15 protein-coding genes are annotated in these 15,396 nt (G+C 69.1%); all 15 read left to right on the top strand.

Annotated elements, in window-relative coordinates; genetic code table 11:
- Nucleotides 1–44 precede the first annotated feature (44 nt).
- Nucleotides 45–1,889 carry a translation elongation factor 4 gene (gene lepA / locus NE358_RS08495; protein ID WP_103209214.1) on the top strand — a complete coding sequence of 615 codons (1,845 nt, stop codon included), beginning with the start codon at nucleotides 45–47 and terminating at the stop codon, nucleotides 1,887–1,889.
- A gap of 25 nt (nucleotides 1,890–1,914) precedes the next feature.
- Nucleotides 1,915–2,559: a DUF1990 domain-containing protein gene (locus tag NE358_RS08490; RefSeq protein ID WP_103209217.1), complete on the top strand. Its 645-nt coding sequence runs from the start codon at nucleotides 1,915–1,917 to the stop codon at nucleotides 2,557–2,559.
- Nucleotides 2,559–3,776 carry a radical SAM family heme chaperone HemW gene (hemW, locus tag NE358_RS08485; protein ID WP_289942590.1) on the top strand — a complete coding sequence of 406 codons (1,218 nt, stop codon included), beginning with the start codon at nucleotides 2,559–2,561 and terminating at the stop codon, nucleotides 3,774–3,776. Before NE358_RS08490 ends, hemW begins: the two co-directional genes overlap by 1 nt.
- An 84-nt stretch (nucleotides 3,777–3,860) precedes the next feature.
- Nucleotides 3,861–4,901, top strand: coding sequence for a heat-inducible transcriptional repressor HrcA (gene hrcA / locus NE358_RS08480; protein ID WP_141377835.1), 1,041 nt, complete (start codon nucleotides 3,861–3,863; stop codon nucleotides 4,899–4,901).
- 62 nt (nucleotides 4,902–4,963) lie between these two features.
- On the top strand, nucleotides 4,964–6,088 hold the full coding sequence (gene dnaJ / locus NE358_RS08475; RefSeq protein WP_289942589.1) for a molecular chaperone DnaJ: 1,125 nt from the start codon (nucleotides 4,964–4,966) through the stop codon (nucleotides 6,086–6,088).
- A gap of 2 nt (nucleotides 6,089–6,090) precedes the next feature.
- On the top strand, nucleotides 6,091–6,825 hold the full coding sequence (locus NE358_RS08470; RefSeq protein ID WP_116239836.1) for a 16S rRNA (uracil(1498)-N(3))-methyltransferase: 735 nt from the start codon (nucleotides 6,091–6,093) through the stop codon (nucleotides 6,823–6,825).
- A gap of 157 nt (nucleotides 6,826–6,982) precedes the next feature.
- The gene (locus tag NE358_RS08465; RefSeq protein ID WP_103209230.1) at nucleotides 6,983–7,330 is read left to right on the top strand and encodes an HIT domain-containing protein; all 348 of its coding nucleotides are present in this window, start codon (nucleotides 6,983–6,985) and stop codon (nucleotides 7,328–7,330) included.
- Nucleotides 7,323–8,402 (top strand): PhoH family protein, encoded by a 1,080-nt coding sequence (locus NE358_RS08460; protein WP_103209232.1) that lies wholly within the window; start codon nucleotides 7,323–7,325, stop codon nucleotides 8,400–8,402. Before NE358_RS08465 ends, NE358_RS08460 begins: the two co-directional genes overlap by 8 nt.
- Nucleotides 8,399–8,866 carry an rRNA maturation RNase YbeY gene (ybeY, locus tag NE358_RS08455; protein ID WP_103209235.1) on the top strand — a complete coding sequence of 156 codons (468 nt, stop codon included), beginning with the start codon at nucleotides 8,399–8,401 and terminating at the stop codon, nucleotides 8,864–8,866. Before NE358_RS08460 ends, ybeY begins: the two co-directional genes overlap by 4 nt.
- A complete protein-coding gene (locus NE358_RS08450) occupies nucleotides 8,863–10,173 on the top strand; it encodes a hemolysin family protein (protein ID WP_103209238.1) in 1,311 nt (436 codons plus the stop codon). Before ybeY ends, NE358_RS08450 begins: the two co-directional genes overlap by 4 nt.
- Entirely contained in the window at nucleotides 10,170–11,063 is an 894-nt protein-coding gene (gene era, locus NE358_RS08445; protein WP_103209240.1) for a GTPase Era, read from the top strand. Before NE358_RS08450 ends, era begins: the two co-directional genes overlap by 4 nt.
- 69 nt (nucleotides 11,064–11,132) lie before the next feature.
- On the top strand, nucleotides 11,133–12,080 hold the full coding sequence (locus tag NE358_RS08440) for a quinone oxidoreductase family protein (protein ID WP_141377838.1): 948 nt from the start codon (nucleotides 11,133–11,135) through the stop codon (nucleotides 12,078–12,080).
- Nucleotides 12,077–12,676: a GNAT family N-acetyltransferase gene (locus NE358_RS08435; RefSeq protein WP_141377840.1), complete on the top strand. Its 600-nt coding sequence runs from the start codon at nucleotides 12,077–12,079 to the stop codon at nucleotides 12,674–12,676. The genes NE358_RS08440 and NE358_RS08435 overlap by 4 nt, the downstream gene beginning before the upstream one ends.
- 139 nt (nucleotides 12,677–12,815) lie before the next feature.
- The gene (gene leuA / locus NE358_RS08430; RefSeq protein WP_141377842.1) at nucleotides 12,816–14,576 is read left to right on the top strand and encodes a 2-isopropylmalate synthase; all 1,761 of its coding nucleotides are present in this window, start codon (nucleotides 12,816–12,818) and stop codon (nucleotides 14,574–14,576) included.
- A 22-nt stretch (nucleotides 14,577–14,598) separates the two neighbouring features.
- The gene (locus NE358_RS08425) at nucleotides 14,599–15,387 is read left to right on the top strand and encodes a methyltransferase domain-containing protein (RefSeq protein WP_289942587.1); all 789 of its coding nucleotides are present in this window, start codon (nucleotides 14,599–14,601) and stop codon (nucleotides 15,385–15,387) included.
- The last annotated feature ends 9 nt before the right edge of the window (nucleotides 15,388–15,396 follow it).

The following is a 15,396-nucleotide window of genomic DNA, read 5'->3' as shown; positions in this document are numbered from 1 at the left end:
CCGGGGACGGCGATGTCGGCGCACCACCGTAGAATCGACGGAACATGTCACCGCGCGCCCTGAAGCCCCTCGAGCCGTCTGCCACTCCGCCGGAGCAGATCCGCAACTTCTGCATCATCGCTCACATCGACCACGGCAAGTCGACGTTGGCCGACCGCATGCTGCAGATCACCGGCGTGGTCAGCGACCGCGATATGCGGGCGCAGTACCTCGACCGCATGGACATCGAGCGCGAGCGCGGCATCACGATCAAGTCGCAGGCCGTGCGCATGCCGTGGTCCACGACCGACGGCACCTTCGCCCTCAACATGATCGACACACCCGGGCACGTCGACTTCACCTACGAGGTCAGCCGTTCTCTCGCCGCCTGCGAGGGCGCGATCCTGCTCGTCGACGCCGCTCAGGGCATCGAGGCCCAGACGCTCGCCAACCTGTACCTGGCGCTCGAGAACGATCTGACGATCATCCCGGTGCTGAACAAGATCGACCTTCCGGCGGCCGACCCCGACAAGTACGCCGCGGAGCTCGCCGGCCTCATCGGCGGCGACCCCGCCGACGTGCTGCGCGTCAGCGGCAAAACCGGCATGGGCGTCGAAGAGCTGCTCGACCTGATCGTCGAGAAGATCCCCGCCCCGGTCGGCACGGCCGACGCCCCCGCGCGCGCCATGATCTTCGACTCGGTCTACGACGCCTACCGCGGCGTCGTCACCTACGTGCGCATGATCGACGGGTCGCTACAGCCGCGCGAGCGTCTGCAGATGATGTCGACCGGCGCGACGCACGAGGCCCTCGAGATCGGCGTCTCGAGCCCCGAGCCGGTCCCCACCAAGGGCCTCGGCGTCGGCGAGGTCGGCTACCTCATCACGGGTGTGAAAGACGTGCGCCAGTCGAAGGTCGGCGACACGATCACCACGCACCGCAAGCCCGCCACCGACGCGCTTCCGGGCTACACCGATCCGAAGCCCATGGTCTTCTCGGGCATCTACCCGATCGACGGCAGCGACTACGCCGAGCTGCGCGAAGCTCTCGACAAGCTCAAGCTCTCCGACGCCTCGCTGCAGTACGAGCCCGAGACCTCGGTCGCCCTGGGCTTCGGCTTCCGCTGCGGCTTCCTCGGCCTCCTGCACCTCGAGATCATCACCGAGCGTCTCTCGCGAGAGTTCGGACTCGACCTCATCACCACCGCGCCGTCGGTGACGTACGAGGTCACCACCGACACCGGCGAGACCGTGTCGGTCACCAACCCCAGCGAGTACCCCGACGGGCGCGTCGCCTCGGTCTCGGAGCCGATCGTCAAGGTCGGCATCCTGCTGCCGAAGGACTACGTCGGCACCGTCATGGAGCTCTGTCAGACGCGCCGCGGCACGCTGCTCGGCATGGAGTACCTCAGTGAGGACCGCGTCGAGCTGCGGTACCACATGCCCCTGGGCGAGATCGTCTTCGACTTCTTCGACCACCTCAAGTCACGCACCCAGGGCTACGCGAGCCTCGACTACGAACCCGCCGGCCAGCAGACCGCCGACCTGGTCAAGGTCGACATCCTGCTCCAGGGCGACAAGGTCGACGCGTTCAGCTCGATCGTGCACCGCGAGAAGGCGTACGCGTATGGCACGCTCATGGCCGAGCGCCTGCGCAAGCTCATCCCTCGCCAACAGTTCGAGGTGCCCATCCAGGCCGCGATCGGCGCGCGCATCATCGCGCGCGAGACGATCCGCGCGATCCGCAAAGACGTGCTCGCCAAGTGCTATGGCGGTGACATCACCCGAAAGCGCAAGCTCCTCGAAAAGCAGAAAGAGGGCAAGAAGCGCATGAAGATGGTGGGCCGCGTCGAGGTTCCGCAGGAGGCGTTCATCGCCGCCCTGTCGGGAGACGTCGAGACCAAGAAGTAACGCACCACACCGAGAGGGGTGAACCATGCGCAGGCAGAACTTCACCGATGACACGGTCGACTACGCCGCTGTCGGCGCCACCCAGGCGCACGATCTGATGCAGTACCCGCCCGAGAACTCGGTACCGGCAGAGGACGCGTGGCGCATCGGCAGCGGCGAGGAGCGCTTCGCCGCCGCCGGCGAGCTGCTGCTGTCGTGGGCGCCGCTACGTGCCGGTGAGTTGAGCATCAGCGACGTCCGTCCCGCGTCTGGAGAGGGGTACTCCGGCGTCGGCTTCGACGCCGACGGTGCTCCCGTCGCGCCCAGCAGCCTCGAGGCCGAGCAGCGTTTCGCCGCCGACGGCACACCCTTCGTCCGTCCCGGCACCGGCATCCGTCTGCACGGCAAGGTCGACGGGCACCGCGCCGACGCCGAACTCCGCGTCATCTCGGTCTTCGAGGAGCCCCGCCGCGTCGGTTTCATCCTCGGCACGGTCGGCCACTCGATCGTCAGCGGCGAGGAGCTGTTCTCGGTCGAATGGCGAGACAACGATGAGGTCTGGTTCGTGGTCCGCGCCTTCGACCGCCCTACGGCTCCGACCTACCGCCTCTTCGGCAGCCGCGTACGCCGCCGCCGCAAGGCGCTGTTCGCCCGGTACCTCCGCGCCATCTCTCCGCTGTACGCGTCCTGATGGGCGGCCCCCTCCCACTCGGAGACCCCGCCCCGGTCGATGGACGCCTGCCCGCCGATCTCGCCATCGACCCCGCGGCCGATTTCGGCGTGTACCTGCACGTCCCCTTCTGTCGCGTGCGGTGCGGTTACTGCGACTTCAACACCTATACCGCCAGCGAGCTGCGCGGCGCGCGCCAAGACGACTTCGCCGACACGCTCGCCGCCGAGGTGCGCCTGGCGGGGGGAGTGATGGATGCCGCGGGCGGCCGCCGCGCGGCATCCACCGTCTTCTTCGGAGGAGGCACACCGACGCTTCTTCCGCCCGGTGATCTCGCGCGGATGCTCGAGGCGGTGCGGGACGAGTTCGGGATCGCCGAGGGTGCCGAGGTCTCGGTCGAAGCCAACCCCGACACCGTCGACGACACCGTGGCGCGCACCCTCGCCGACGCGGGCGTCACGCGGCTGTCGATCGGCATGCAGTCGGCGCGACCGCACGTGCTCGCGGTCCTCGACCGCACTCACGACCCCCTGAACGTCGCCACCGCCGTGGCAGCGGCCCGCCGGGCGGGCCTCGACGTGTCGGTCGATCTCATCTACGGCGCGCCGGGGGAGTCGCTCGACGACTGGCGGGCCTCCCTCGAGGCGGCCATCGCGCTCGAACCCGACCACATCTCGGCCTATGCGCTGATCGTCGAAGACGGCACGAAGCTCGCGCGTCAGATCCGCTCGGGTGCGGTCGCAGAGCCGTCCGACGACCTCCAGGCCGACATGTACGAGCTTGCCGACGAGCTGCTCGGCGCCGCCGGCTTCGACTGGTACGAGGTGTCGAACTGGTCCCGAGGCGTTTCGCACCGCTCTCGCCACAACCTCGCCTACTGGCGCGGCACCGACTGGTGGGGCTTCGGGCCGGGAGCTCACAGCCACGTCGGCGGGCTCCGCTGGTGGAACGTGAAGCATCCGGCCGCGTACGCTCAGCGCCTGGCCGCGCTCGAGTCCCCGGCCGCCGCGCGGGAACGCCCCGATGAGACCGCGCGCCGGCTCGAGTCGGTGCTGCTGCGCAGCCGCATCCGCGACGGCCTCGCGGTGTCGGAGATCCTCGGGGAAGGCCGCAAGGCCGTGGCATCCCTCATCGCGGACGGTCTGATCGAGGGACGCGATGCCGTGCGGGGACGCATCGTGCTGACCCTGCGCGGGCGCCTCTTGGCGGATGCCGTGGTGCGGTCTCTGACGGCCTGATCCGCGAGCCCCCGGCACCGGGTCGGACCGATCCCGTAGAATTGGCACTCCACAGATGCGAGTGCCAGACGGGAGGAGCAGCTCATGGTGTCGGAACGAGGCCTTCAGGTGCTCCGCGCGATCGTCCAGGACTACGTCGATACACGTGAGCCCGTCGGAAGCAAGGCGATCGTCGACCGTCACGCGTTCGGAGTGTCGGCGGCCACGATCCGCAACGACATGGCGCTGCTCGAAGACGAGGACCTCATCGTTGCGCCGCACACGTCGTCGGGGCGCGTCCCGACCGACAAGGGCTACCGCGTCTTCGTCGATCACCTCGCGGAACTCCGCCCGCTCTCGGGTGCGCAGCGCAGCGCGATCACGTCTTTCCTCGACGAGGCGGGCGACCTCGACGACCTGCTGGCGCGTACCGTCCGAGCGCTCACACAGCTGACCGGCCAGGTTGCGATCGTGCAGTATCCCTCGTTCGCCCGCGCAAACGTGACCCACGTCGAGCTCGTCGCGCTCGGCGGACCGCGCCTGCTGGTCATCCTCGTCACCGATACCGGCCGGGTGTCGCAACGGATCGCTCTCGTGCCCACGGAGCCGACCGAGGCGGACATCATCCAGCTGCGCGCCCGAGTGGGGGCGGTGCTCGTCGGGCGAAGCGTCGCCGACAGCTCGCATCGGGTGCAAGCGGCTCTGGCTGACGGACCGCGCCCCGGGGTCGCGCTCGACGCGATCGCCGATGCGGTGCTGCGCGTGGTCGGGGAAGAGCTCGAGGAGTTCCGCCAGGACCGCCTGGTCCTGGCCGGTGCAGCGACGCTCGCCAAGCGTGAGTCCGACTTTCGCGGCAGCATCTACCCGCTGCTCGAGGCCATCGAGGAGCAGGTGACGCTCCTGCGTCTCATGAGCGAGATGGTCGCCGACGAGAAGGGCCTGTCGGCCAGCATCGGCCGCGAGAACGAGCCCTTCGGCCTGGTCGAGGCCTCGGTGCTCGCCAGCCGGTACGACGGCTCCACCGGCGGCGCACGCGTGGGCCTGCTCGGTCCCACCCGCATGGACTACTCCTCCAACCTCGCGGCGGTTCGTGCCGTCGCGCACTATCTGACCCGGATGCTCGAAGACGACGACGCGTCTCGCTGACGACGAGCGCTCCGAGCACCCCACCCGAGAACGACCCCGCGCAAGCGGACAGGAAGGCGATTGTGGCTGACCACTACGAGGTCCTGGGCGTCGAACGCGATGCCAGCCCCGAAGACATCAAGAAGGCGTACCGCCGTCTGGCGCGTCAGCTCCACCCCGATGTCAACCCGGGAGAAGACGCGTCCGAGCGCTTCAAGCTCGTCACCCACGCTTACGACGTGTTGAGCGACCCCGAGCAGCGCCGTCGGTACGACACGGGCGGCGACCAGAGCCCCTTCGGTGGTGGGGGCGCGGCCGGCTTCGGTGGTTTCAGCGACATCTTCGAGACGTTCTTCGGCGGCGGAGGCCAGGGTGGAGGCGGCCGCGGACCTCGACCGCGTTCGCGCCGCGAGCGCGGACAAGACGCCCTCGTGCGCGTCACGCTCGACCTCGGCGACGTCGTCTTCGGCACCCATCGCGACCTCGAGGTCGACACCGCGGTGCTGTGCGAGACGTGTCAGGGCGCCTGCACGCAGCCCGGTACCAGCGAGGTCACCTGCGACATCTGCCACGGCTCCGGCCACGTGCAGCGCACCGTGCGCAGCCTGCTCGGCAACGTGGTCACCAGTGCCCCCTGCAGCGTCTGCCAGGGCCACGGCACGACCATCCCGTACCCCTGCGGCACCTGTCAGGGTCAGGGACGCGTCCGCGCCCGCCGCACCGTGTCGGTCGACATCCCCGCCGGCGTCGAGTCCGGCCTGCGCCTGCAACTCCCCGGCTCCGGCGAGGTCGGGCCCGCGGGCGGTCCCAACGGCGACCTCTACCTCGAGATCACCGTCGAGACCCACGAGTCCTTCAGCCGTGAGGGCGATGACCTCGTCGCAACCCTCGAGGTGTCGATGCCGGATGCCATCCTCGGTACGAACACCTCGATCCAGTCCCTCGACGGCAGCGTCGACCTCGAAGTGCGCCCGGGCGTGCAATCGGGCGACGTCCTGACGATCAAGGGCCGCGGCATCACGCCGTTGCGTGGGAGCCAGCGCGGCGACCTCCGCGTCGGCGTGCACGTGGTGACCCCGACGCGCCTCGACCACAAGGAGCGCGCCCTCATCGAGGAGTTCGCCAAGCGCACCAAGGCGCCGAAGCCCCGTCTGGCCGAGCACCAGCAGGGAATGTTCAGCAAGTTCCGCGACCGCTTCCGGCACTGACCGTGGCGCTGCACTTCGTCTGCGACGACGCCGGTTCCGCCCGCCCGGGCGACACCGTCGAACTCACTGGTGCCGAGGCACACCACGCCTCGGCCGTCCGGCGCGTGCGCGTCGACGAGGCGGTGACGCTCGGCGACGGGCGCGGGGTGTGGCTGTCGGGCATCGTGACCGCGGCGACCCCGAAACAGGTCGACGTGCGCGTCACCGGACGCGACGAGGTCCCCGCGCCCTCCCCGCGCTTCGTGCTCGTGCAGGCCCTCGCAAAGGGCGACCGCGACGAGCTCGCCGTCCAGGCGGCGACGGAGCTCGGTGTCGACGCGATCGTGCCGTGGCAGGCGTCGCGAAGCGTCTCGCGCTGGGACGCGAAAGCCGAGAAGGGTCTGGCCCGCTGGCGCACGATCGTCCGCGAAGCGGCGAAGCAGGCCCACCGCGCGTGGATTCCCGAGGTCGAGGGAGTCGCGCGAACGGCCGACCTCGTCCGCCTCGCCGGCGCGGCCCAGATCTTGGTGCTGGAGCCGTCGGCATCCGCTCGTCTCACCGAGGTCGCCGCGGAGGCGTCGGACGGTCGCGACGTGGTGCTCGTCGTAGGCCCCGAGGGCGGGATCGCGCCCGAGGAGCTCACGGCCCTCGAGGGCGCGGGCGCGCGGATCGTGCGCCTCGGCGACACGGTGCTGCGGACCTCCACCGCGGGGGCTGCGGCGATCTCGGTGCTGTCGGCGGCGCACGGTCGTTGGTGAGCTCCACCCGAGCTTGCTCCCCGTGGATCGGCACCGCTCCTCTCGGCGACCCGGGGCGGACGGCGCCGATGGGGGCGCGCCCCGTCGGCGCCGCACCGGTCAGCGCGTCACGAACGGCCCAGCCCCGGTGTCGGAGGCCGTCACTAGACTGGATGCCATGAGCGAACCGTCGATCTTCACGCGCATCCTGCAGGGCGAGATCCCCGCCGAGATCGTCGCCGAGACCGAGAACGTCTTCGCGATCCGCGACATCGCGCCTCAGGCGCCCGTGCACCTGCTCGTCATCCCCAAGACGCAGCGGTACCGCAACGTGGTCGAGCTCGCCGCGGGTGATCCCGCTCTCCTCGCCGAGCTCATCGGGCTCGCCGATTCGGTCGCCGCCGAGCACGCCGATGGCGACTTCCGCCTCATCTTCAACACCGGCGAGGGTGCCGGTCAGACCGTCTTCCATGTGCACGCCCACGTCCTCGCGGGTGGCCTGAACGAAAAGAGCCTGGGTGGCTGACTCCGCCGAAGAAATCGTCTCCGACCACATCCAGGTCGACGGCGTGGCCATGGTGCAGCTTCTCGGCCCGCAGGATCGTCTCCTGCGTGTTGTCGAGAAGGAGCACCCCGGTGTCGACGTCCACGTGCGCGGCAACGAGATCACGCTGACCGGTGCGCCGGGTGCCGTGCGCGCGGCCCGCGGTCTGGTCGACGAACTGCTCAGCATGACCCGCTCGGGCCAGGGCCTCGACCCGTCCGACGTGTCGAGCTCGAACCGCATGCTCTCCGACGGGGGCCCGCGGCCCTCCGAAGTCATGGGAGAGGCGATCCTGTCGTCGCGCGGAAAGACCATCCGCCCCAAGACCGCCGGCCAGAAAGAGTACGTCGACGCGATAGACGAGAACACGATCGTCTTCGGCATCGGGCCAGCCGGTACCGGCAAGACCTATCTCGCCATGGCCAAGGCCGTTCAAGCTCTGCAGCGCAAAGAAGTCACGCGGATCATCCTCACGCGCCCGGCCGTCGAGGCGGGGGAGCGGCTCGGGTTCCTCCCCGGCACCCTCACCGACAAGATCGACCCGTACCTTCGCCCGCTCTACGACGCGCTCAACGAGATGATGGACCCCGATATCGTCCCGAAGCTCATGGCGACGGGAACGATCGAGGTCGCCCCCCTGGCCTATATGCGCGGTCGCACGCTGAACGATTCCTTCGTCGTGCTGGACGAGGCGCAGAACACCACGCCCGAGCAGATGAAGATGTTCCTCACGCGCCTCGGTTTCGGCACGCGCATGGTCGTGACCGGCGACATCACGCAGGTCGACCTGCCCCAGGGCGCCTCGGGTCTGCGCCTCGTCACGCGCGTGCTCGACCACATCGACGACATCCATTTCTCCCGCCTCACGAGCGACGACGTCGTGCGCCACAGCCTCGTGGGTCGCATCGTCGACGCGTACAGCGAATACGACGAGAAGCGCTTGGCCGCTCGTCGCGAGCGGGATGAGGCATCCGAGTTCGCCACCCGTGCGGAGCGACGCGGCTCGAGCGCCGCCGGTCCCCGCGATCACCTCCCGAGACGAAACCGCTCATGACGATCGAGATCAACAACGAATCCGACCACCAGATCGACGAGCAGGTACTGCTGCGTCTCATGGAATACAACCTGACGGAACTCCACGTCAGCGCCGACGCCGACGTCGCCATCGTGCTCGTCGACGAAGGCGCCATGGAGTCCCTGCACGTGCAGTGGATGGACGAGCCCGGCCCCACCGATGTGCTCAGCTTCCCGATGGACGAGCTGCGCCCCGGCTCCGAGGACGCACCCACCCCCGCGGGCCTGCTCGGCGACATCGTGCTCTGCCCGGCCGTGGCCGAGACGCAGGCCGTCGCTGCGAAGCACTCCACGCAAGACGAACTGATCCTCCTCACCACCCACGGCCTGCTGCACCTGCTCGGGTTCGACCACGCCGAACCCGACGAGGAGCGTGAGATGTTCGGACTGCAGCGCGAGCTCATCGCCGGCTTCCAGGCCGTCGAGCGCCAGCGCCGCGCATGACCGAGGCCCTGCTCCTCGTCACCGCCTTCCTGCTCGTCGCCTTCGGCGGCCTGATGGCGGCGTTCGAGGCGGCGCTGGGCGTGACTTCGCGCGTCGACCTGATCGAACTCGGATCGGGCGGCCGCAACGCGCGGTCCCTGCGTCGTATCGGCGACGACACCAACGCCCACGTCACCGCCGTCTCGTTCATCCGCGTGCTCGCTGAGACGACCGCGGCCGTGCTCGTCGCGGCGGCGTTCATGCTCATCTTCGACAACATCCTGCTCGCGGTGCTCGCCGCGGCCGTCCTGATGACGGGCATCTCCTTCGTCGCCGTCGGCGCGAGCCCACGCTCCGTCGGCCGCCAGCACGCTCGTGGGCTCTTGCGCGGGGGAGCACCGGTCATCCGCGGAATGCGCGTCCTGCTCGGGCCCCTCGCTCACGGGCTCGTCGCAGTGGGCAACCGCGTGACGCCCGGTGTCGCCCACTCGACGTCGTTCGCGTCCGAGGAGCAGCTGCTCAGCATCATCGACGAGGCGGCCGAGAACGAGCTCATCGAAGAGGACGATCGCGAGCTCATTCACTCGGTCTTCGATTTCACCGATCGCTACGTACGCGAAGTCATGGTGCCCCGCACCGACATGGTGAGCGTGGATGCCGCGGCCACCTCCCGCGAGGCGCTCGCGCTCTTTCTCGACAAAGGCGTCTCTCGCATCCCTCTCGCCGACGACGAAGCCGACGACATCGTCGGTGTGCTGTATCTCAAAGATCTCGTCCAGTTCGGCTTCCGTGACGAAGCCGGCTGGCGCGATGCACCGATCCGCCGCATCGCGCGTCCGGCCGTCTTCGTCCCCGAATCGATGAAGGCAGAGACGCTTCTCCAGCAGATGAAGAAAGACGCCGTGCACGTCTGCCTCGTCGTCGACGAGTACGGCGGCGTCGCGGGCCTGGTGACCCTGGAAGACCTGATCGAAGAGCTCGTGGGCGAGATCGCCGACGAGTACGACGCCCCGTCCACCGAGATCGTGGAGCTCCCCGACGGCCGTTACCGCGTCAATGCGCGTCTCGGTCTCGACGAGGTCGGCGACCTGTTCGGCCTCGAGCTCGACGACGAAGACGTGGATTCGATCGGGGGCCTGCTCGGCAAAGCGCTGGGCCGCATCCCGCAACCCGGCGCGACTGCGGAGCACTCCGGCCTCGTGATGACCGGCGGCGCCTCGCGGGGGCGCAACCGCGGAATCGCGACGGTCATCGTGGAGCGGGCCGAGACGACAGACGACGAGAACGCCGAGGCAGAGACCTCGCAGCGTGAGAGGAACGACAGATGACCGACACCCGATCCGGTTTCGTGACCTTCGTGGGCCGGCCGAACGTCGGCAAGTCCACGTTGACCAACGCGCTCGTGGGCGAGAAAGTCGCCATCACGAGCGATAAGCCGCAGACCACTCGTCGCGCGATCCGCGGCATCGTCAACCGCCCCGGCGGTCAGCTCGTGGTCGTCGACACCCCCGGCATCCACCGGCCCCGCACTCTTCTCGGCCAGCGGCTCAACGACCTCGTCGAGCAGGTCCTCGGCGACGTCGACGTGATCGCTTTCTGCGCGCCCGCCACCGAGAAGGTCGGCCCGGGCGACCGCCGCATCGCCGAGTCCCTCTCCGGCTATCCGCGGGCCAAGAAGGTGGCCCTCGTCACCAAGACCGACGCTGCGACGCGGGATCAGATCACCGAACGTCTCATCGAAGTCGACGCGCTTCGCGAGGACTGGGCAGCGGTCATCCCGCTCTCCGCCGTCACGAACGACCAGCTCGACGTGCTGAGCGACGAGCTCCTCGCGCTCATGCCGGTCGGTCCCGCGCTGTACGAGGACGATGTCGTCACCGACGAGGCCCTCGAGGACCGGATCGCCGAGATCATCCGCGAAGCAGCCCTCCACGGCGTTCGCGATGAACTCCCGCACTCGATTGCCGTGACGGTCGACGACGTCGCTCCGCGGGAAGACAGCGACCTCACCGACGTGTGGGCGAACATCGTCGTCGAGCGCGACAGTCAGAAGGCGATCATCATCGGGCGCAAGGGCTCACGACTCGCCGACGTCGGTGCGCGGGCACGAGCAGGCATCGAGCCGCTCGTCGGCGGCCGCGTCTACCTGTCCCTGCACGTTCGCGTCGCCAAGGAGTGGCAGCGCGATCCGAAGCAACTCGGCCGTCTCGGCTTCTGACCGGTCCCTCCGAACTTCTCGCGCCGGGTCTGCGCTCGGCGGCGAACATTCGCAACGAAAGGCGTGACCATGGCGATGAGGTGGACGGCCCCGGCTCCGGGCCCGATCGACACGTGGAGCTTCGACGAGGTGGAGGTCGCGCCGCCCGGATCCGGCGAGGTGACCGTCCGCGTCCGGGCGGCGGGCATCAACCCCGCGGATGCCAAGCACGTCGCCACCGCACGCCCCGGCGCCGAGTTCCCCGTGCCGATCGGCTACGAGTTGTCGGGCGAGATCACCGCCGTCGGCTCCGACGCCCTCGGCGGCGCGGGGGAGCTGCACGTCGGTGACGAAGTCGTCGCGTTCCGTGTGCAGGGGGCCTATGCCACCGAACTCACGATCGCCTCACGCGATGTCTTCGCCAAGCCCGCGAACCTCTCGCACGCAGAGGCCGCGAACCTCCTGCTCGCCGGCACCACGGCGGCCGAGATGATCCAGGTCACACGCGTCGGCGAGGGTGACCTGGTGCTTCTGCACGCCGCCTCCGGAGCGGTGGGAGTGAGCCTCCTGCAGCAGGCGCGCAAGCTCGGCGTCCGCGTCATCGGAACGGTGGGCCCGGATGCCGAGAAGTCGGCCGACCGCGTCCGTCGCTACGGCGGCATCCCGGTGGCCTACGGTGACGGTCTGCGCGAGCGGGTCGAGGAGGCCGCCGAGGGGGCCCCCATCGCTGCGGCGTGGGACGCCGTCGGCACCGACGAGGCGTTCGAGGTCTCCCTCGCCCTCGTCGCGGAGCGGGACCGCATCGTCACGATCGTCGACCCCGAGCGCGCGAAGAAGGACGGCGTGCTCTGGATCGCCGGTTCGCGACCCGAGAGCGCCCGCTTCCGCGACATCGCGCGTGCGCGGGTGCTCGAGCTGGCGGCATCCGGTGCACTCGAAGTTCCCATCGGCCGCACCTACCCGCTCGCCGAGGCGGTGGAGGCCGTGCGCTTCGTCATGGACGGACACCCGGGCGGCAAGGTCGCCCTGCTGCCGTGACAGGTTCACCCTTCGTCCTTCCTCCCGCGCCCGAGAAACTCGAGGTGACGCGCGAGCGGGTGCGCCTGCGTCCGTTCGAGGAGAGCGACCTCGAGGCGATGGCCGTCTACCGCGGAGACGCGGAGGTGTGCCGGTTCCTCCCCTTCGAACCGCAGACGGCCGACGACATCCGCCGCCGCAACGGGCACCTCATCGGATGCACCTCCCTCGAGGGGGAGCGTGGCGGCGTCATGCTCGTCATCGAGCGCACCGACGACGGCGCAGTCATCGGCGATCTCGTCCTCTTCCACCTCGACGCCGAGGCGGGGTCGGCCGAGATCGGATGGGTGATGAGCCCGGCGGCATCCGGTAAGGGCCTCGCCACCGAAGCGGTGCGCGCGCTCGTCGACACGGCGTTCGACGTGTACGGCCTCAGGCGTCTTGTCGCGCAGATCGACGCCGACAACGAGCGCTCCGCGGCCCTCGCCGAGCGGATCGGGATGCGCCGCGAGGCCCATTTCGTCGAGAACGAGTGGTTCAAGGGTCGGTGGAGCGATCTGCTCGTGTACGCGGTCCTCGACCGCGAGTGGACGGCCCCTGGACCGAGTGCTCCGTGACGGACTGCTACGATCACTCCATGCGCTTCGGTGGCCAGCTTCTTCTTAGTTGCCGCGACGAGTCCTCGATCTAAGGGCCTTCCTCGTCGCGGAGATCGTCGTCGGCCCCCACCGAACGAATCTAAAGAAGCGACACATCATGAAGAACACCCAGAAGCCCACGTCCGCTCCGGTACACAAGTACCGTCCCTTCCATGAGCAGATCGCGGTCGACCTGCCCGATCGCACGTGGCCGTCGAAGCGGATCGAGATCGCCCCGCGCTGGTGCGCTGTCGACCTGCGCGACGGCAACCAAGCGCTCATCGATCCGATGAGCCCGGAGCGTAAGCGCGTCATGTTCGACCTGCTCGTGAAGATGGGCTACAAGGAGATCGAGGTCGGGTTCCCGAGCGCGAGCCAGACCGACTTCGACTTCGTGCGCCAGCTGATCGACGACAACCTGATCCCCGACGACGTCACTATCCAGGTGCTGACCCAGGCGCGCGAGCACCTGATCGCCCGCACCTACGAAGCGATCGCCGGCGCGAAGCAGGCGATCGTCCACCTGTACAACTCGACGAGCGTGCTGCAGCGCGAGGTCGTGTTCCGCACCGACCAGCAGGGCATCGTCGACATCGCCCTCGAGGGCGCCCGACTGTGCAAGCAGTATGAGAAGACCATCCCGCAGACCGAGGTCTTCTACGAGTATTCGCCCGAGAGCTACACCGGCACCGAGCTGGAGTTCGCCCTGCGCATCTGCAACGAGGTGCTCGAGGTCTTCGAGCCCAGCCCCGAGCGCAAGGTCATCCTGAACCTGCCCGCCACGGTCGAGATGGCCACCCCGAACGTCTACGCCGACTCGATCGAGTGGATGTCGCGCCACCTGAACCACCGTGAGAACGTCATCCTGTCGCTGCACCCGCACAACGACCGCGGCACCGCCGTCGCCGCCGCCGAGCTGGGCTACATGGCCGGCGCCGATCGCATCGAGGGATGCCTGTTCGGCAACGGTGAGCGCACCGGCAACGTCGACCTCGTCGCGCTGGGCATCAACCTGCTGACGCAGGGCATCGACCCGCAGATCGACTTCAGCGACATCGACCAGGTCAAGCGCACCGTCGAGTACTGCAACCAGCTGCCCGTTCCCGAGCGCAGCCCCTGGGCCGGCGATCTGGTCTTCACCGCGTTCAGCGGATCGCATCAGGATGCCATCAAGAAGGGCTTCGAGGCGATGGAGGCCCGCGCGGCCGCCGAGGGCAAGAGCATCGACGACATCGAGTGGGCGGTTCCCTATCTGCCGATCGATCCGAAGGACCTGGGGCGTTCCTACGAGGCCGTCATCCGTGTCAACTCGCAGTCGGGCAAGGGCGGGGTCGCGTACCTGCTGAAGGCCGATCATGCGATCGACCTGCCGCGCAAGCTCCAGATCGAGTTCTCGGGCGTCGTGCAGACGCGCACGGATGCCGAGGGCGGCGAGGTCTCGAGCGCGCAGATCTGGGACATCTTCACCGACGAATACCTGCCGTCCGAATCCGACGACCAGCGCTGGGGCCGTTTCGAGCTGCTCTCCACCCGCTCGTCGAGCGACATGTCGGGCGACGTGCACCTCGATGTCACGCTGCGCGACGGCGACGCGAGCCACCCGGCCTCCGCAGTGGGCAATGGCCCGGTCGCGGCGTTCCTCGAGATCGTGCGCGCGCAGGGCTTCGAGGTGACCCTGTACGACTACGTCGAGCACGCTCTCAGCTCGGGCGGCGACGCGCAGGCGGCCGCCTACGTCGAGCTGCAGGTCGACGATCAGCGCCTCTGGGGCGTCGGTATCGACGGCGACATCTCGACCGCGTCGCTCAAGGCGATCGTCTCGGGTGTGAACCGCGCGATCCGCTCCCGTCAGAGCTCTGGCGCCCTGGCCGGCGTCTGACGCGCGCGAACGGGAGTCGACCGTGGCTTACGCCCACGGACACCACGAGAGCGTGCTGCGTTCCCACGCCGCGCGCACCGTCGCCGACTCGGCGGCCTACCTGGTGTCTTCGCTGTCCGCCGGCGTCCGCATCCTCGATGTGGGCGCCGGCCCCGGCACCATCACCGTCGACCTCGCCGACCGGGTCTTCCCGGGAGAGGTCGTCGGGGTGGATGCCGCCGCCGACGTCGTCGCGATCGCCCGCGCCACCGCGGGCGACCGCACCAATGTGGAGTTCCGCACCGGCGACGCCTATGCCCTCGACGTGCCCGACGGCTCGTTCGACATCGTGCACGCGCATCAGGTGTTGCAGCACCTCGCCCGCCCGGTAGAGGCGCTGCGCGAGTTCCGACGGGTCGCCGGCACCGACGGCCTCGTCGCGGTGCGCGACGTCGATTACGGCGGGGTCATCTGGCATCCCAGAATCCCCGCTCTCGATGAGTGGCTCGCGATCTATCACGGGGTGCATCGCGGGGTGTCGGGGGAGCCTGACGCCGGCCGGGTGCTCAAGGCGTGGGCCCGCCAGGCCGGGTTCACGCGCATCGAGGCGAGCGCCAGCGTCTGGGTGTTCGACAGCCCCGACAGGCGCACCTGGTGGGGCGGGATGTGGGCCGACCGGGTGCTCGCCTCGGCGTTCGCGGGCCACGCGAAGAGGCTCGGACTCGCCGATGACGAGACGTTGCAGCGGATCTCCGACGCGTGGCGCGAATGGGCGGCGGATGTCGACGGCTGGATCCTGCTGCCGCACGGCGAGGTGCTCGCGCGCTCGTGAATCCACCCG

The organism is Sphingomonas sp. G5 (assembly GCF_052660795.1).
The sequence above is the reverse complement of the archived record's forward strand: the minus strand, read 5'-3'. Positions and strand labels throughout refer to the sequence as shown.